The organism is Tamlana crocina (assembly GCA_040429635.1).
GTDB classification, from domain to species: domain Bacteria; phylum Bacteroidota; class Bacteroidia; order Flavobacteriales; family Flavobacteriaceae; genus Flavisericum; species Flavisericum crocinum.
The window spans coordinates 1,281,596-1,298,090 of sequence record CP158972.1; the positions used below are offsets into that span (position 1 = coordinate 1,281,596).

At 35.9% G+C, this 16,495-nt stretch carries 18 protein-coding genes; 3 read left to right on the forward strand and 15 right to left on the reverse strand.

Annotation, left to right across the window (positions count from 1 at the left end):
• Positions 1–19 precede the first annotated feature (19 nt).
• Together ABI125_05745 and ABI125_05750 are read right to left on the reverse strand one after the other, a co-directional pair.
• On the reverse strand, positions 20–844 hold the full coding sequence (locus ABI125_05745) for an ABC transporter permease subunit (GenBank protein ID XCF07358.1): 825 nt from the start codon (positions 842–844) through the stop codon (positions 20–22).
• A gap of 2 nt (positions 845–846) precedes the next feature.
• Entirely contained in the window at positions 847–1,752 is a 906-nt protein-coding gene (locus ABI125_05750) for an ABC transporter ATP-binding protein (protein XCF07359.1), read from the reverse strand.
• Between the two features lie 162 nt (positions 1,753–1,914).
• Between ABI125_05750 and ABI125_05755 the strand changes: the two genes are divergently transcribed.
• A complete protein-coding gene (locus tag ABI125_05755) occupies positions 1,915–2,982 on the forward strand; it encodes a hypothetical protein (protein ID XCF07360.1) in 1,068 nt (355 codons plus the stop codon).
• Between the two features lie 93 nt (positions 2,983–3,075).
• On the opposite strand, the gene ABI125_05760 is transcribed toward ABI125_05755, so the two are convergent.
• The 9 genes from ABI125_05760 to ABI125_05800 all read right to left on the reverse strand — a co-directional run bounded on the left by ABI125_05760 (position 3,076) and on the right by ABI125_05800 (position 11,020).
• On the reverse strand, positions 3,076–3,591 hold the full coding sequence (locus tag ABI125_05760) for a hypothetical protein (protein XCF07361.1): 516 nt from the start codon (positions 3,589–3,591) through the stop codon (positions 3,076–3,078).
• Between the two features lie 39 nt (positions 3,592–3,630).
• Positions 3,631–4,656: a COX15/CtaA family protein gene (locus ABI125_05765; protein XCF07362.1), complete on the reverse strand. Its 1,026-nt coding sequence runs from the start codon at positions 4,654–4,656 to the stop codon at positions 3,631–3,633.
• A gap of 12 nt (positions 4,657–4,668) precedes the next feature.
• Positions 4,669–6,093, reverse strand: coding sequence for an HD domain-containing protein (locus ABI125_05770; protein ID XCF07363.1), 1,425 nt, complete (start codon positions 6,091–6,093; stop codon positions 4,669–4,671).
• Between the two features lie 28 nt (positions 6,094–6,121).
• Positions 6,122–6,496, reverse strand: coding sequence for a GxxExxY protein (locus ABI125_05775; GenBank protein XCF07364.1), 375 nt, complete (start codon positions 6,494–6,496; stop codon positions 6,122–6,124).
• 114 nt (positions 6,497–6,610) lie between these two features.
• Positions 6,611–7,171 carry an L-threonylcarbamoyladenylate synthase gene (locus tag ABI125_05780; GenBank protein XCF07365.1) on the reverse strand — a complete coding sequence of 187 codons (561 nt, stop codon included), beginning with the start codon at positions 7,169–7,171 and terminating at the stop codon, positions 6,611–6,613.
• A gap of 13 nt (positions 7,172–7,184) precedes the next feature.
• Positions 7,185–8,015, reverse strand: a complete 831-nt coding sequence (locus ABI125_05785) for a DUF4422 domain-containing protein (GenBank protein ID XCF07366.1) — start codon at positions 8,013–8,015, stop codon at positions 7,185–7,187.
• 4 nt (positions 8,016–8,019) lie between these two features.
• The gene (locus ABI125_05790; protein XCF07367.1) at positions 8,020–8,793 is read right to left on the reverse strand and encodes a DUF4422 domain-containing protein; all 774 of its coding nucleotides are present in this window, start codon (positions 8,791–8,793) and stop codon (positions 8,020–8,022) included.
• 6 nt (positions 8,794–8,799) lie between these two features.
• Positions 8,800–9,906 (reverse strand): UDP-galactopyranose mutase, encoded by a 1,107-nt coding sequence (gene glf / locus ABI125_05795; GenBank protein ID XCF07368.1) that lies wholly within the window; start codon positions 9,904–9,906, stop codon positions 8,800–8,802.
• A 4-nt stretch (positions 9,907–9,910) separates the two neighbouring features.
• Positions 9,911–11,020 (reverse strand): glycosyltransferase family 4 protein, encoded by a 1,110-nt coding sequence (locus tag ABI125_05800; GenBank protein XCF07369.1) that lies wholly within the window; start codon positions 11,018–11,020, stop codon positions 9,911–9,913.
• 79 nt (positions 11,021–11,099) lie between these two features.
• Here ABI125_05800 and ABI125_05805 point away from each other — a divergent pair, with 79 nt between their 5' ends.
• Positions 11,100–11,903: a lipopolysaccharide kinase InaA family protein gene (locus ABI125_05805; protein XCF07370.1), complete on the forward strand. Its 804-nt coding sequence runs from the start codon at positions 11,100–11,102 to the stop codon at positions 11,901–11,903.
• A 36-nt stretch (positions 11,904–11,939) separates the two neighbouring features.
• Here the strand turns inward: ABI125_05805 and ABI125_05810 are convergent, their stop codons facing one another.
• The gene (locus ABI125_05810; protein XCF07371.1) at positions 11,940–12,749 is read right to left on the reverse strand and encodes a glycosyltransferase family 25 protein; all 810 of its coding nucleotides are present in this window, start codon (positions 12,747–12,749) and stop codon (positions 11,940–11,942) included.
• A 115-nt stretch (positions 12,750–12,864) separates the two neighbouring features.
• Entirely contained in the window at positions 12,865–13,623 is a 759-nt protein-coding gene (locus tag ABI125_05815) for a glycosyltransferase family 2 protein (protein ID XCF07372.1), read from the reverse strand.
• A gap of 41 nt (positions 13,624–13,664) precedes the next feature.
• On the opposite strand from ABI125_05815, the gene ABI125_05820 reads away from it, so the two are divergent.
• The gene (locus tag ABI125_05820; GenBank protein XCF07373.1) at positions 13,665–14,489 is read left to right on the forward strand and encodes a glycosyltransferase family 2 protein; all 825 of its coding nucleotides are present in this window, start codon (positions 13,665–13,667) and stop codon (positions 14,487–14,489) included.
• Here the strand turns inward: ABI125_05820 and ABI125_05825 are convergent.
• Both ABI125_05825 and ABI125_05830 read right to left on the reverse strand, forming a co-directional pair.
• A complete protein-coding gene (locus ABI125_05825) occupies positions 14,486–15,538 on the reverse strand; it encodes a glycosyltransferase family 9 protein (protein XCF07374.1) in 1,053 nt (350 codons plus the stop codon). The two genes, ABI125_05820 and ABI125_05825, sit on opposite strands and share 4 nt — an antisense overlap.
• 89 nt (positions 15,539–15,627) lie before the next feature.
• Complete coding sequence (locus ABI125_05830) at positions 15,628–16,443, reverse strand: 2,3,4,5-tetrahydropyridine-2,6-dicarboxylate N-succinyltransferase (GenBank protein ID XCF07375.1); 816 nt, start codon at positions 16,441–16,443, stop codon at positions 15,628–15,630.
• Positions 16,444–16,495 lie beyond the last annotated feature (52 nt).

A 16,495-nucleotide genomic window follows, 5' to 3' on the forward strand; every position in this document is an offset into this window, starting at 1 on the left:
AGCAATGCTATCAAAGATATTACAAATCGCGCTTTTTTAATAATCTATACGATAAAAAGATGAATAGGGCAGTCCAACCCAAAACCAAGGCCATTTCGTGCCAATGCACGGCGTAATCGTAAGCTAATTCGGCTTTGTCGGGAAATTTAGTCATGGCGATACGTTGAAACGGCTGGTCTATCAATTTGTACATTGATTTTAGGGGAAATAGGTTTTGCACTTGTTCGGCTATTTTGGTATTCCATTGCCAAACAAGGAGCCCGTAAGCTATCCATTCCAAAATAAATAATATGAATAAAAATGCCAATGCAAATGCCGAGCGTTTTACAAGCATCCCCAAAAACAGGCATAGACTAAAAAAACCGATAAGTTTTATAAAATAGGCCAATAAAAACTCAGTTTCCATTAAAATAATACTCATTTCGGTGTAGCTGGAATAATATAGCCCGATGCAAAGTGAGATAAGAGCAGTGAGTAAGGTTGAAATCAACGAAAAGAAAATAATGGTATAGAATTTTGAAAGGATGAATTCCTTTTTGCTCAATCCATCAATTAAATTCTGTTTTAAGGTTTTGTTGCTGTATTCGTTACCGATCATGCTCACCACAACAATGGCGAAGAAAAATTTAAACTGCGCCGAAAAGAACGTGGTTAGGTGCCAAATAATCGGGAAGTTGAATACGCCTAATTCGCCAAGTTCGAGGGTGAAAAAGCCAAAAACGTTAATTTTTAACGATGATAATAAAATGATGAAAAATGGTAATACAAACGAAATAAAAATAAGCACTTTGCTGGTGCGGTTTAAGAGCAGTTTTTGCAGCTCTAAGTTTAAAAGTCGAAGCATTATTAGGCGTTTTGGTGGTTATTGGTCAATTGTAAAAATTGCTCTTCCAAGCTTTCCTTGCGTTTTACCAAATGGGTGAGTACAATATTATTTTCAAAAAGGAACTTATTGAAATTTTCGGCCTCTAGGGGTTCGTTTAAAAAGGCGGTGACTAAGTCGTTGTTGATTTTTATTTTTCCAAATGTGGGATGGTTTTCCAAAAGCTGAATCAGTTCGTTTTGATGGTTGCATTTTAGTTCGAAAAAACCGTGACTTGAAATCATTTCGTCCACACGACCCGAGTACAGTTTTTCGCCTTTACGCAGTACCACTACGTGTGAACATACTTTTTCAACTTCGTCCAATAAATGCGAGGCCAGTAAAATAGTGGTGCCATTGGCGGCAATTTGTTTAATGATTTCGCGTATTTGGTGTATGCCCTGTGGATCCAATCCATTAGTGGGTTCGTCAAGAATTAAAATTTCAGGGTCGTTAAGCAGAGCAGAAGCAATGGCCAAGCGTTGTTTCATTCCCAAAGAATATGTGCTGAATTTACTATCCTTGCGTTCCGAAAGCCCAACAATTTCTAGTTTTTCGTCTATTTTATGGTATGGCACACCTTTTATTTTGCAGACCAATTTTAGATTTTGTAAAGCGGTCATGTACGGGTAAAAGTTGGGGCGTTCAATAATGGCTCCCACTTTCTTCAAGGCATCGTGCGTGGTGGTATTGCCGTTAAACCAATGGAAACTACCGTGTGTTTTGTTTACTACATTTAAAACGATACCCAATGTGGTGGATTTTCCGCTGCCGTTCGGCCCTAAAATACCGTAAACATTGCCTTTGTTAATCGTAAACGATAAGTCTTTTACGGCGGTTAAATAGCCGAATTTTTTGGTGAGATTGTTAATGGTAAGTATCGGTTCCAAGCTGTATTGTTTTTATGGACTTTTATGTTCGACGATGCTTCGCTGTTTTTGTTACAGCAATTTCTTCTAGCTTTTTACAGCACATCAACATAATGTCGTAAAGTTTTATTATTTTGAAGTTTGAAAGCACATTGCGGCAACCTTTTTGAATACCATTACAATATGCAAGATTTAAAAATATCGAAGAAAAAACCTTCGTTTCCCATAACACCCAAACTGCACGATTACCTTTCGGAGTATAATCGCGACATGAAAATCCCTATTTTTTATGATGATTTATTACGGTTTCAAGGCTCTATTGTGGTGTACGATAAAGATGATAACGATACGCTTTGGATCAGGGTGTATTACAACGATTTTGAACGGGAGGAAATCGAGCTATCATTAAAAAAAGTGTACACCATTTTGCATTCCGACGGAAATGAAAGCGTATTGCCTTTTTTAAGCGTTGATGCTATTGACTATTGCACCTTCGGAAACTCTAAGCCTTTTCGGATTAAAGTTCGGAATATTTTAAATGACAACTATACATACTTTTACGTAAAAACGGCTGATGCTTCGCGGGTTTATGGTTTGGAATTGGAGCACATGCTTTCGCCGTATAATTTGAACTTTTTGGTTTACAAAGATACTTTAATTGAGGAGCACATTGCTGGTATTCCGGGCGATGAGTTTATCAAAAACTTTCTGCCAAAATGCGATAAATCTGAAAAATCGCAAATTGCCAAAGAGTTTGTAAAATTTAACGAACGCTGTATGATTCGGCTTTTGGGCGACATGCGTTCGTACAATTACGTTATTGTGCCCACCCACGATTTTGATCATGTGGTGTATAAAATTCGTGCCATCGATTTCGATCAGCAGTCCTACGAGGGGAAATTCAATATTTACCGTCCGCAGTTTTTTAAAGAGAATTTGAAAATGGTGGAATTGGTTTCCGAAGGTATGCAAAAACTATCCATTAACCAGTACAAAACCGAAGAGCGTTCCATTTTGGTAAAACGTTTGAAAAGTTTTCACGACCGTATTGATATGTTGTTGGATTGCATGCAAAATGATGTGATTTCTACCGATGAACACATCCATCTTTTAAAAATGAAGATTTTTGAATACACTCAAGATGTGAAGTTCAAGAGGTGCAAAAATATGGGGGAAATCCTTAAGCGTTCTTTGGAGTTTTTAACCCATAATTACGAAAACGTAAGTTTGGATAAGTTGAAGCAGAAGTAAGGTTGAATAGGATTCGTCTTAAAGGCTGCTCGACTCCGTTCGCCCAATTGTTATCTTTTGAATTGGCAGAAACAGTTGGGGTGCCTAAAAGGATTAATTCCAGTTTTCTTCAAAGTCGAGGTTGTCGTAATCGTCGAGGTCTAGGCCATCTTCAAATTCATTGAAATCATCACCTTCATCGGCTTCAAAAACACGGTCTGGAGCGGTGTCTGGCACTTGCCCTTGTACAAACATGAGGTTGGGGTAATCTTGGCCTTCAGCCTCTTCAACAATCTCGGCCAATTCAACGTAAAAAGTCCACATGCTTAAAAAATCGTACACGTAAATCAACTTGGTCTGGGCTTCGTGTACCACGCTTTCCAAAGCTGTTTCGTTCATTAAACGCGCCGAATTATTGTCGCTCAAATCGAATAGTGAAATTTCTTCACCTTGATCCCATTGATCATTGCTTATGTAAAACGAAGCCATTTCAGTACCATCAAATCCAAACGATTGCGTAATAATGTTGTGCAAGTCTTCTAAGGTGTCGGTTTCACGAATCTCCAAATCGCGAAAAACATCCTCATCTGTGGTGTCGTTGTCTAAAATAACTCTAAATCTGTAAATCATGGGATAAAAAAGTTGAACTGCAAAGGTAGGTTATTTATGTTATTTCGAAAAACGGTGTAGGGTAAATGTCATGGCGCTCAACAATAAAAATGCACCAATTTGATGAGCTAAACCCAACCATAGAGGCACGCTCAATAAAATAGTGAAAACCCCCAAAATAAACTGAACAAACACGATAACTACTAAGCTGAGAACACTTTTTTGCTGAATACTTGAGAGTGGTAGTTTTTTCGATTTTATCCAGAGCCATATTAATGCCGCAACAACTAAATATGCCAAAGTTCTATGAACAAATTGAATACCGCTTGGGTTTTCAAATAAATTCTTATAAAACGGTTGTAGTACATAAACCGTATGGTGAATAAACTTCTGCTCGTTCATTAAAGGCCAATGGTTGTGTAGCAATCCAGCTTTTAAACCGGCCACAAAAGCCCCGTAAATAATTTGTAAGATTAGAATGAAAAAACTAAAAATAATCCACTTTCTAAATTTAGGAAACGCAATAGGTTTTCTGTCTGGGTAAATTAAATCTAGAGCCACCCACAGTGTCGCAGCAAAAGTTAAAAAGGCAGTAACTAAGTGAGCTGCGAGCCTAAAGTGGCTAACATCGGGCTGGTCTACCAAACCGCTTTTAACCATGTACCACCCTAAAAAGCCTTGAAACGCTCCTAAGGCCATTAAAATGAAACTTTTTTTAATGGTGCTTTTGGTAAGTTGTTTAGTTATTAAGAAATACAAAAACGGAATGAAAAACACCATGCCAATTAACCGACCAATAACTCTGTGCAGCCACTCCCAGAAATAAATTTCCTTGAAATCGTCGAGCTCAAAGTGGTAGTTTAGTTTTTGGTATTCTGGATATTGTTTGTAAAGGTTAAAGGCTTCTTGCCATTCGGCCTCATTAAGTGGCGGGATGGTGCCAGTTATCAATTTGTAATTGGAAATGGATAGCCCAGAATCGGTTAAACGGGTAATACCACCGACAAAAACCATTATAAAAATCAACAGACAGCCTGTTAATAGCCAATATATAACCTTTTTGTTGTCTTTTTTTGAATTTGCCATGAACGCACGAATTTATTTTTTACTAGCCATTTTAAGCCCTAATTTCTTACCTTTTTCTAACATCAATTCATAGGCCGCTTCATATTCATTGGGAATATCGCCCTCTAAAATAGCTTCCTTTATTGCTTCTTTGATGATGCCGATTTCCTTAGAAGGCTGCAAATTGAAGGTTTCCATGATTTCTTCGCCCGAAATGGGCGGTTGGAAGTTCCTAACATGGTCGCGCTCTTCTACCTCCACAATTTTTTCACGAACAATTTTGAAGTTGTTATGGTATTTTTTGAAGCGTTTCGGATTTTTGGTGGTGATGTCGGCTTCGCAAAGTATCATTAAATCTTCCACATAATCGCCGGCATCAAAAACCAAACGGCGAACGGCCGAATCGGTAACAATATCCTGTGCCAAAACAATGGGACGTGAGCTCATCAGTACCATTTTTTGAACGAACTTCATTTTGTCATTCAAAGGCATTTTTAACCGTTTGAACAATCGGTACACCATTTTTGAACCTTCAAATTCGTGACCATGGAAGGTCCAACCCACTTTTTTACTGAATTTTTTTGTGGGTGCTTTCCCAATATCGTGTAACAAAGCAGCCCAACGTAGCCATAAATTATCGGTGTTTTCAGAGATGTTATCCACCACCTCCAAGGTGTGGTAAAAGTTGTCTTTATGGCGTTGGCCTTCAATTTCATCAATGCCTTTTAAAGCGGTGAGTTCCGGTAAAATGTATTTTAACAGACCTGTTTTTTCCAACAATAAAAACCCGATGGATGGTGTTTTGCTTTCCAGAATTTTGTTCAGTTCAGTAACAATACGTTCGTTGGTGATGATTTTTATGCGCTCAGCATTTTTTGTGATAGCCTTAAGCGATTCATTTTCAATTTTAAAATTGAGTTGTGTTGCAAATCGAATAGCTCGGAGCATGCGCAATGGGTCGTCACTGTAAGTGATGTCTGGGTTTAATGGCGTGCGGATTATTTTTTTATCTAAATCGGCCATTCCTTCAAACGGATCTAGTAAATCCCCAAACGTATTTTCATTTAAACTTAGAGCCAACGCATTTATAGTGAAATCGCGTCGGTTTTGGTCGTCTTGTAGCGTGCCATTTTCAACGGCAGGGTTGCGACTGTCTTCGGTATAGGATTCCTTTCGTGCGCCCACAAATTCAATTTCAATATCATCATGGCGGAGCATGGCCGTGCCGTAGGTTTTAAACACCTGAACTTTGGGCGTGTTGGGTAAATTTTTGGCGACTTGTTTGGCAAGTTTAATGCCGTCGCCAACCGCAACAACATCAATATCTTTCGCCTTGCCACGCTTTAAAAAATAATCACGAACATAACCGCCTATTACGTAGCTTTCCAGATTTAACTCTGAAGCAGATTTAGATATAACTTTAAAAATGTTGTGAGTTAATGCTTCTTTGTAATTCATTTTATTTGCCACTAATACACGAATGTTTTTATAATACGATACGTTTATGGTCTAAGAAATCTTTGTGAAAATTCACCAAAATTGCAAGTTTGTTCTGTGATACTTTTAAGTAGTTAATGCATTGTGAAATATGTTTGTCGTGCAAACTTTCTACAGATTTTATTTCTAAAATTATTTTATCGAACACTACGAAATCTGCATAAAACTTGTGTTTTAAAACAATGTTTTTATAGTTTACGTGGTATTCTTTTTCTCTTTGAAACGGAATATTTCTTAATTTAAATTCATGTTCAATAGCATCTTTGTACACAATTTCAGAAAAACCACTTCCCAAGTTGTTGTAAACTTCAAATAGTACACCAACAATTTCATAGCTTTCTTCTTTATATACAATTCTAGACATTCAATTGCGGTGTTTCTATTTTTAAAGCGTTATGCTACGAATGCACGAATATTTTAAATGTTTTTCTTAATAGTGAAACATAATGGAAAGATATTCGTGTATTCGTGGCGATTTTTACTCTCGAATAATCTTTACAACACCATTATTACTCAACTTGATAATTGAGGATGGTTTGTCGCAAATTTTTTCGCGCTGCAAATTTACAACATAGTCCACACCTTTTAAAACCTCGGGTGCTATTTCTTTGAATGATTTGGGCGTGGGTTGCCCACTGATGTTGGCTGAAGTGGAAACAATGGCACCATTAAATTTTCTGGATAGCCAAAAACAGAAGTCATCATCGGGGATGCGAATGGCGATGCTGCCATCGTCGGCGATTAAATTTTCGGCTAAATTTTGGGCTTCATCGTAAATGATGGTGGTGGGTTTGTCGGTTACATCAATGATGTTTTGTGCTGCTGCCGGAACTTGTTTTACGTATTTTTTCAACATCCTATCGTCGGCCACCAAACAAATTAGAGCTTTGCTGTCCTCTCGCTGTTTTAGATTGTACACTTTTTTTACAGCCTCCGGGTTGCTGGCATCGCAGCCAATGCCCCAAACGGTATCGGTTGGGTAAAGGATGAGGCCTCCGTTTTTTAAAACTTCAAGAGCGTTTTTTATTTCGGATTGCATAGTACAGCTTTTATTATTCAATACATTCTTTTGGTGCAAGTACTTCTGGGTTGTCTTCAAAAAAATCATTTACAAGGATTAAGGGAAGATGTTTTACTTTGAATTTGTTGTGATGTACATACAGAGACAAAAGACGTTCAGATATGAAGCCAAATACTCTTCTTTGGTAAGGAGATTTACTTATGGTTATCCTTGATTCTAATTCGAATAAAATATTAAATAACCATGAGCAATATTCATTTAACCAAGTGTAAGTAGCTATAAACATATTTGCCATATAAAAACATTCATAGCTTTCATACAAATAGGTTTTTATACTTGGTTCGTATTCCGGATACTTTTCTTTTATTATTTCCATTGCAGTATTCCAGTCTGAAGCCCGGTGGTGAAAACAATAATCTTCAGCAATAGTGGCAGGCAGTTCATTGACCATGTATGTTCTTGGATATGGAAGAATTATATCGTATTTATTTAACCATTTAGATACGTTTTTTTTTATTTTATTTTCTTTATCATGAGTTTTTATTATGAGCTTATTGTCACTTTTAACTCTTTTTATTGTTCTTGGTTTTCTGCTTAGTGGGTTAGTAAAAAAAAGAAAATATCTTCTATAATGCATAAGCCCAACTATATTTTCATTTTTCATGTTTTTCCATATCCAATATAAAGCACTAAGTTCATTAAAGTTTATGTTTTTATGAGAAATATTGTCAACCCCAGTGTTGTCCATGTAATAACCTTCATCTATCGTGAAGTTGTTTAAGTTTCTTCCTACTTGAATGGGTTTTAAAATAGCATTAGAAACATAGGGTTTGTCTTTATGTGTGGCAATAAAAATTTTCATTAGGTTATTCTATTTTGTAAAGAGGTATTTCTTTAATATTTAGTTTGTTGTTGTAAAAGTATAGGCCTAACAAGCGTTCAGAAATAAAACCAAATACACGTTTTTGATAATCATCTATAGGAATTTCGATACGCTTTTCTACTTCAAAAAGAATGCTAAATAACCAGTTGTGGTAATCGTCCCAAATTTTTTTTGGAGCAATGAGCATATTGGCGGCATGAAAAGAGTTGCCATTATCTAAATATTCAACAATACTGGTTTTGTATGAGGGGTATTTTTCAGCAATAACAGATTTGGTTATATTAAAGTCTCTTTCCCTATGAAATATTTTATAATTTTCAGATAATGATATAGGGCGCTTATTGTGTTTGCTAACAGAATGCCTGGGTAATATAACATCGTAATTTTTTAATATGTTTACAATATGTTCTTGTTGTGTCTCAGAGGGTACGGTATAAAGTTTAGTTTTTTTAAAATTTTGCGCAGTGATGCGTTTTTGAGTTGAAGGGGATATACTAAGTTTATTATAAAATAGGTTAAAATAACGTCTGTAATGGCAAAGTCCAACATATTCTTGGTCTGTACAATTTTGGGTTATCCAGTAACTAGCAGTAAGTTCACAAAAATTTTCATTTTTGTTAGAGATATTATTTCCAGTAGCATCAGTAATGGAAGAGCCAATATTTGAGTGTGCTTTAGAATTTACATATATAGTTTGATATAGTTTGTTAGTTAGATAAGGCTGGGGACCATGTGAAACTGTAAATATTTTAACCATAAGTTTTTATTGTTCTAATTCCGTTTTTGCTTTAACAAGGGCTGAGGCAATTATTTGGTGCATATCATAATATTTGTATTCTGCTAAACGACCACCAAAAATAACATTTTTATAAGCCTTAGATTTTTCTTTATACTTATTGTAGATATTTTGATTCATAGGATTGTTAATTGGGTAGTAAGCTTCTTTATTAGGAGTCCAATCTTCAGGATATTCTTTTGTTATTATAGTATGTTCTTGGTTGTTGAACTCAAAATGTTTGTGCTCTATAATTCTAGTAAAAGGAATATTAGCGTCGTTATAATTAACCACAGCATTGCCTTGATAGTTTGTTGTATTCAAAATTTCATCTTCAAAACGTAATGACCGGTATTCTAACTGACCAAATTCATAGTTAAAATATTCATCTATTTTACCTGTAAAAATAACCTTGTCTGCCATTTGTTCAAACTGTTCTTTGTTGTTGAAAAAATCGCAGTTGGTTTTAGTCTCAATGTTATTTAGTAAGCCCTCAATAATTTTATTATAGCCACCAATTGGGATTCCTTGGTACTTGTCATTAAAATAGTTGTTATTAAATGTATAGCGTACAGGGAGTCTTTTAATTATAAAAGCGGGTAATTCTGTTGCTTTTTTACCCCATTGTTTTTCTGTATATTCTTTAATGAGTGTTTCGTAAATGTCTTTGCCAACAAGAGAAAGCGCTTGCTCTTCAAGATTCTTAGGGTGCTTTACTCCATACTCTTTTATTTGTCCTTCTATGATGTTTTTGGCTTCATGAGGTGTTTTTACTCCCCAAAGCTGATAAAAGGTGTTCATGTTAAAAGGAAGATTGAATAGTTTCTCTTTCGAGATGGATACGGGAGAGTTGATGTAGTTGTTAAATTCAGCAAACTGGTTTACATAATCCCAAATAGCTTTATCGTTTGTGTGAAAAATATGAGCTCCATATTTGTGTACATTAATCCCATTTTTGTTTTCGCAATATACATTTCCGCCTATATGACTTCGTTTATCTATTACCAAACACTTTCTTCCTTTTTTTGTGGCTTCATGAGCAAATACGGATCCAAAAAGACCTGATCCTACAATTAAATAGTTATAAAGTTTCATCAAATTAGTTGTATAAGTTTTGTTTGTATGCCTTCTCTAGTTCAACATACATTTTGTCAGTAATTATTTCTTTTGTGAAATTCTCTTTTAAATGTTTGAAGCCGTTTTCTATCAGTTCAATTTTTAGGTCTTTATTATTCAAAACTTCTAGAGCTTTTTTTGCAAAATCTTTAGCATTTTCTTTCTCACAAAGTATTCCTGTTTTACCATTAACTATTACTTCAGGAATACCCCCAGCATTAGTTGCTATTATTGGAACATGGCAATTATAAGCTTCAAGTAAAACCCCGCCGGTTGGTTCTAATTTGGAGGTAAACATGAAAAGATCAAGCTCAGGAAATATTTCTGGGATATCTTGTCTAAATCCTGTGAAAACAAAGTCACTTTTTAAACCTTGCTTTTCAACATAATCTTTAATCTCATTTTCCAATTTACCAGTACCGATAAGGAAAAATTTAACATTGGATAATTCTGACTTTATTAGTTTAGCTGCATCAACAAATGTGTAATGGTCTTTAAAAGGGACAAAAGCAGAAATGTTTCCAATTAGTATTGTATCGTGTTTTAAGTTAAATTCTTTATGCAAAACCCCTGTGGCTTCTTTTTTAGGAAACTCAGCTAAATCCGTTGCGCTTCCAACAATAGAAAAGCGGGAATGGTTCTTAATAGAAGGTTTTAAAGCATCAACAACGGCTTGCGAAACACAGATTAGTTTTACTAAATATTTATAATTATATTTGAGTTTACTTAGTTTTCTTTTAGAAATATCTTTGATTAATGTCCTGAAAAATACAAGGGGTATTTTTTTAGATGATAATATTGATGAAATAACACATAAGGTATGTGCCCTACTGCTATGTATTAATATAAGGTCAATCTTTTCCTCTCTAACAATTTGTTTGATTTTTTTTATCCAACTAAAACTATATTCAGATTTTAAGGGGATAGAATGAACATTAAAGTTTTTCTCTTCAGCTATTTCAGATAACTTAGTTTGAGATGGGCATATTAAAACTTGGTGTTCTATTCTAGGGTTAAATGCCTCATAATAATAAACGATTTGTTGTTCGTGTCCACGCCAAACATTGGATGCAGTAATTTGAAGTAATCTCATGTCTTTTTAATAATTGAAAACAAAGATAAGATATCATTTTTTTAAATTAGGAAAACATAAAAATTTGTAATATTGCTGAATGAAAAATGTAGTAGTTCAAGATATATTTGCAGCTAATACCCTAGAGTTTAAACACTTTATAACTAATTTTAATTCAGAGGGGATTCCTTTTGGAAATCAAGATAGAAACTCCTTGAAGCTATTTCGGCTAAAAGATAAAACAATAAATGTTAAATCATTTAAAATTCCTAATATAATAAACCAAATCGTTTATAGGTTTTTCCGAAAAAGCAAGGCTCAACGTTCTTTTGAGTATGCGAATAAACTAATTCAATTAGGAATTGGTACACCACAACCCATAGCGTATTTTGAGTTTGGCTCATTGTTTTTGTTCAAAAGTAGTTTCTATGTAAGTGAACATTTAGATTGCGATTTAACTTTTAGGGAGCTTACTTTAGATTTAAATTATCCTAATCATGAATTGATTTTACGAGCTTTTACGAGATTTACCTTTAAACTACACGAAAACGGAGTGAATTTTTTAGATCACTCGCCCGGAAATACTCTCATTAAAAGAACAGGCGACGGTTACGAATTTTATTTGGTCGATTTAAACCGAATGGAATTTGGTAAGATGGATTTTGAAACCCGTATTAAAAACTTTGCCAAGCTCACCATCCATAAGCCGATGATACAGGTGATGAGCAACGAATATGCAAAATGTTTAGGTGAAGATGAACAGCGCGTATTTAATTTGATGTGGCGGGCAACTGTCGATTTCCAAGACCGGTTCTACAGAAAAGTACGATTGAAAAAACACATATTCTTTTGGAAGGAAAAATACCGGTCAATGTCGAGCCGACATCCAATTCAACGTTTTTGAACAGTTAGATTTATAAAATCATATCAAAAAAATTGACTATTTTACAAGTTTTGTTCTTTTTGAGATAAAGGAGTCCACAAACTTTTTTAGACTGTGGTGCGATAAGTAGTAGTAGTATTTTGGGAAAAGCCTATTGAGTTCATAAAAAATTTGTTTTAAGAGTTTTGCTTTGCGAAGAGAAACGTCGTGGTGTATCTCCGAAACGGAATTCATTGGGTTTGCATCTACTACGGAAGGCAGTAGGTTGTAAATCCTTAAATTGAAGTTCCACGCATGTTGGAGTTCGCAGTCAATAGGGCGTTTTATTATCGGGATTCCGTTTTTCAGTGTTTTCTTTAAAAATTTTTCAGCTCCTTTGCGAGTCCAAATTGCTCCAAGTGTAGATATTGGGATACTTGTTCCACATGCCCCAATAAAATACGTTTCATCCAGTTGTTGAACATTAATACTCCTCCTTTTTCCATTTTTGAGCTTTAGTACGTCCCACTGATGCTTTTCAGGTAAAGAGTCATAGATTTCGATGGACTTTTCAACAGTACGTTTGTAATTGATTTCTAGTTTAGCATCGTCCTCAATAATAATAGCAAATCTGAAACTCGATTTTAAAAAAGTCTGCATTGTTTTGATATGACTCAAAAAACACCCAATTTCTCCGGGAACCAAGTTTCTGTCGTAACGGTTTTTTAAAGTGTAATCTGTGTCTTTTAAGTTTCGTGCATCAACTGCCCGAATGCGTTCAAACTTGTGAATACCACTCTTTTCAAATTCTTTTTCCATTCGTTCCAATCGGTCTTTGGACCGGTCAAGATTAATTAAATACGTTTGAAAATTTAAAGAATCCTGCATGGCCGTTGAAGGGTTAAGAATTGAAACAGTTTGTGTGTTTATAATACATCGATCGAATTTATAACTTTTTTGGTAATCAGCAAAAAACAAAAAGCAGTAAACAGAGCTTAAGCAGTTATTTTTTCTGCTGCAACTCGCGTAGTTTGGTGTATTTTAAAAACGTGATATTGGCAGTTTGCACGCAAATAATAAAGCCGTTTAGCCCATCCAAAAACCCCAATCTTAAAACGTACGATTTAAAAAATGCCCAGGTGGGGTTGAAAATGATTTTCCAAATGGGCGCTTTTTTGCCCAATTCAAAATAGGCCTGTGCAGAGAGCGTTGAAAAATGTTCGGTTTTTAAATTGAACTCAGAATAGCTTTGGTAGGTGTAATGCAGAATATCACCTTTAAGCTGACCAACTGAGTCTGATGGACTATTCATTTGTACGGTTTCGTGAACTTTATTGCCTTTCCACTGCGCTTTTCGCCTATCGAAAACACGCAATTTTTTGTTGGGGTACCAATCGGAATGTTTTATCCACTGTCCGCAAAAATTATTGAACCGGTTGGCGTAATAGCCATCAAATTTCCAATTGCTTTTTAGTTTTATGATGGATTGTTGTAAACGTTCAGAAAGCGCTTCGTCACCATCGAGAGATACCACATAATCGTGTTTGGCTTGATTTAGGGCAAAGTTTTTCTGCTCGATGTAGCCTAAAAATTTTTGTTCAATAAAAGTGACATTGTATTTTTCACAAATGGCCTTGGTGTTGTCGGTTGAAAACGAATCGACCACCACAATTTCATCAACTACAGGCGTTAAAGACTGTAAACATTTTTCAATGTTCCGTTCTTCGTTAAAGGTAATGATAACGCCCGATAGTTTAATCATATTGCTGTTTTCGTAAGGCAAAAATAGCTATTTTTGTTACAATGGAAACATTAAAGACCTCGGTAATTATCAGTACTTACAATCAGCCCAAATGGTTGGAGAATGTGCTATGGGGTTATGCGGCCCAAACCGAAAAGAGTTTTGAAATAATTATTGCCGATGATGGCTCGGGAGAAGACACCAAACAAGTGGTTGAGCGTTTTAAAAAGGATTCAGAATTAGAAATTGTTCATGTTTGGCACGAGGATGACGGATTCCAAAAAACAAAAATTTTAAATAAAGCCATTGAAGCATCCTCATCGGAATATTTAATTTTTACAGATGGCGATTGCATTCCAAGGAATGATTTTGTGGCCACGCATTTAAAGTTGAGTCGGAAAAATTGTTTCCTTTCCGGAGGCTATTTTAAACTTCCCGAAGATATTTCGAATATCATTACAAAAGAAACGATTAAAAGTCAGCAGTGTTTTAAGTTGGATTGGCTCTTGAAACACGGATTGAAAAAAACATTTAAAACCAATAAACTGACGGCATTTGGATTGAGGGCTTGGTTTTTAAACACGTTTACGCCTACAAAAGCAACGTTTGATGGCATGAACGTTTCGGGCTGGAAAAGTGATATAATTACTGTTAACGGATTTGACGAACGGATGCAGTACGGTGGTGAAGACCGCGAGTTGGGCGAACGCTTGATGAACAGTGGCGTTAAATTTATACAGGTACGATACAGTGCCATTTGCTTGCATTTGTACCACGAGCGCCCTTATAAAAATGAAGCGGCTTTAGCGAAAAACAAAAAAATAAGAGAGGAAACGAAAAAAAATAAATCGGTTTATACGCCTTATGGCATCGTAAAATCGGGTTAGTTTTTGATGCTTTTTAAGAAACCCACCAATTTTTCTTTAAACAAGTTGGGCGTGAATTTTTCGTAAAGTTTATCGGCGTCGTTTTTAAAAGTTTTTTCGGGTTTGGTATAAATTTCAGGTTTGAAGTCCTTTAAGTGAACACTGATATTTTTTTCATCTTCAAACAAACTCCACGTAGCTCTATCGATCCATGGAGAAAAAATGCTGAACGTTGGTACGCTTAAAGCTTTAGCCATATTTACAGCGCCGCCTTCATTACCAATTAAAGCATTGCAATGGTGGGTGATGGATAAAAACTCACGGAGACTATTGCCAAAAACATTAAAGAATATAGCGTTTTGGGTTTCCTTGTTGCAATTGTTATAAATGTCCTCGGCCAATTCTTTTTGCTTCGGAATATAATTGAACAGTATTTGTGCTTTGGTTTCCGTGTAAACGGTATTGATAACCTCGGCCATGTATTCATGCGGATAGGTTTTGTTAGCGCCACTGCCCAAAACGCCAATCATAACAATCGGTTTTTCGATGTTGATGCCATGAGCTTTTAAAAAAGCCTCGCCGCGTTCAATTTCAGACTCAGTTAGATAAATCTTCGGTTTTGTCAACTGTGTTTCAATTCCCAAAGGTTCTAAAAGTTGCAGCCTGTTTTCAATGGCTAAGCTTTTGCTTTCGGAAACCTTTTTGCGTTTTTCATTATGGGTGTAAACGAAAGTGGTGTAGCTTTTGTGATAAGAAATTTTGATTTTAGCGCCTGAAAACAACGTAATGATATTACTGGATAGTTTACTGTAGACATCAATAACCACGTTGTATTTTGATGCTTTTACCGATTGTGCTAGTTTAAGGAGTTCTTTTTTGCTGTTTTCGGCCGCTTTAGTGAAAAAGATAAATTGGTCAATAAAAGGATGGTTTTGTACAACAGGGAAGGTGTGCTCGTTAATTAAATAATGTAACTGGGCATCAGGATATCTATGCCGAAGTGCCTCAAACAGAATACTGCTGGTAAGCACATCGCCAATCATTTTTTGTTGTATTACCAATACTTTCATAAAAACAGCTTCTGGCTAAAAATAAAAAATTCCAAATTCCAATTTAAAATTTCTGGAATTTGGAATTTTATGCGTTGTTATTAGTTCAATTAAACAGCCACATCGTTATCACGAAGCGCATCGTTCAATGAGGTTTTTTTATCGGTACTCTCTTTGCGCTTTCCGATAATCAAAGCACAAGGTACTTGGTATTCGCCAGCTGGGAATTTTTTAGTGTAGCTACCAGGAATAACAACCGAACGGGCTGGTACGCGACCTTTCATTTCGATTGGCTCATCACCAGTAACGTCAATAATTTTAGTGCTCATGGTCAATACCACGTTAGCACCTAAAACGGCTTCTTTTTCAACGTGAACGCCTTCCACCACAATACAACGGCTACCAACAAATACGTTGTCTTCAATAATTACAGGAGCGGCTTGTAGTGGCTCTAACACACCACCGATACCAACACCACCAGAAAGGTGTACGTTTTTACCAATTTGCGCGCAACTACCAACTGTGGCCCAAGTATCAACCATAGTGCCTTCACCAACATAAGCTCCAATGTTTACGTAGCTAGGCATTAAAATGGTTCCGGCCGAAATGTAAGCGCCATGTCGAGCAACGGCATGTGGTACCACACGGATGCCTTTTTCTTGGTAACCTGTTTTTAATGGAATTTTATCATGAAATTCCAACGGGCCGCACTCAATGGTTTCCATTTTTTGAATAGGGAAATAAAGCACCACGCCCTTTTTTACCCATTCGTTAACCTGCCAGCCGTCGTTGGTTGGCTCTGCAACGCGCAATTCACCTTTGTCTAAAAGGTCTACCACTTTTCTAATGGCCGCAACGGTGCTTTCTTCTTTCAGTAGGTCTCTATTGTCCCACGCTTTTTCTATGATTTGCTTTAACTCTGTCATCTAAAATAAATTTTCAGCAAATATAAGGGGTATCATTTAAAAAGGGAAAATA

Coding starts and splice junctions, on each gene's coding strand:
- ABI125_05755 (XCF07360.1), top strand. CDS start 1,915: ATGCAAGATTTAAAAATATCGAAGAAAAAACCTTCGTTTCCCATAACA.
- ABI125_05820 (XCF07373.1), top strand. CDS start 13,665: ATGGAAACATTAAAGACCTCGGTAATTATCAGTACTTACAATCAGCCC.
- ABI125_05770 (XCF07363.1), bottom strand. CDS start 6,093: ATGAATTACAAAGAAGCATTAACTCACAACATTTTTAAAGTTATATCT.
- ABI125_05830 (XCF07375.1), bottom strand. CDS start 16,443: ATGACAGAGTTAAAGCAAATCATAGAAAAAGCGTGGGACAATAGAGAC.
- ABI125_05765 (XCF07362.1), bottom strand. CDS start 4,656: ATGGCAAATTCAAAAAAAGACAACAAAAAGGTTATATATTGGCTATTA.
- ABI125_05785 (XCF07366.1), bottom strand. CDS start 8,015: ATGAAAATTTTTATTGCCACACATAAAGACAAACCCTATGTTTCTAAT.
- ABI125_05775 (XCF07364.1), bottom strand. CDS start 6,496: ATGTCTAGAATTGTATATAAAGAAGAAAGCTATGAAATTGTTGGTGTA.
- ABI125_05760 (XCF07361.1), bottom strand. CDS start 3,591: ATGATTTACAGATTTAGAGTTATTTTAGACAACGACACCACAGATGAG.
- glf (XCF07368.1), bottom strand. CDS start 9,906: ATGAAACTTTATAACTATTTAATTGTAGGATCAGGTCTTTTTGGATCC.
- ABI125_05825 (XCF07374.1), bottom strand. CDS start 15,538: ATGAAAGTATTGGTAATACAACAAAAAATGATTGGCGATGTGCTTACC.
- ABI125_05780 (XCF07365.1), bottom strand. CDS start 7,171: ATGCAATCCGAAATAAAAAACGCTCTTGAAGTTTTAAAAAACGGAGGC.
- ABI125_05790 (XCF07367.1), bottom strand. CDS start 8,793: ATGGTTAAAATATTTACAGTTTCACATGGTCCCCAGCCTTATCTAACT.
- ABI125_05815 (XCF07372.1), bottom strand. CDS start 13,623: ATGATTAAACTATCGGGCGTTATCATTACCTTTAACGAAGAACGGAAC.
- ABI125_05810 (XCF07371.1), bottom strand. CDS start 12,749: ATGCAGGATTCTTTAAATTTTCAAACGTATTTAATTAATCTTGACCGG.
- ABI125_05805 (XCF07370.1), top strand. CDS start 11,100: ATGAAAAATGTAGTAGTTCAAGATATATTTGCAGCTAATACCCTAGAG.
- ABI125_05800 (XCF07369.1), bottom strand. CDS start 11,020: ATGAGATTACTTCAAATTACTGCATCCAATGTTTGGCGTGGACACGAA.
- ABI125_05745 (XCF07358.1), bottom strand. CDS start 844: ATGCTTCGACTTTTAAACTTAGAGCTGCAAAAACTGCTCTTAAACCGC.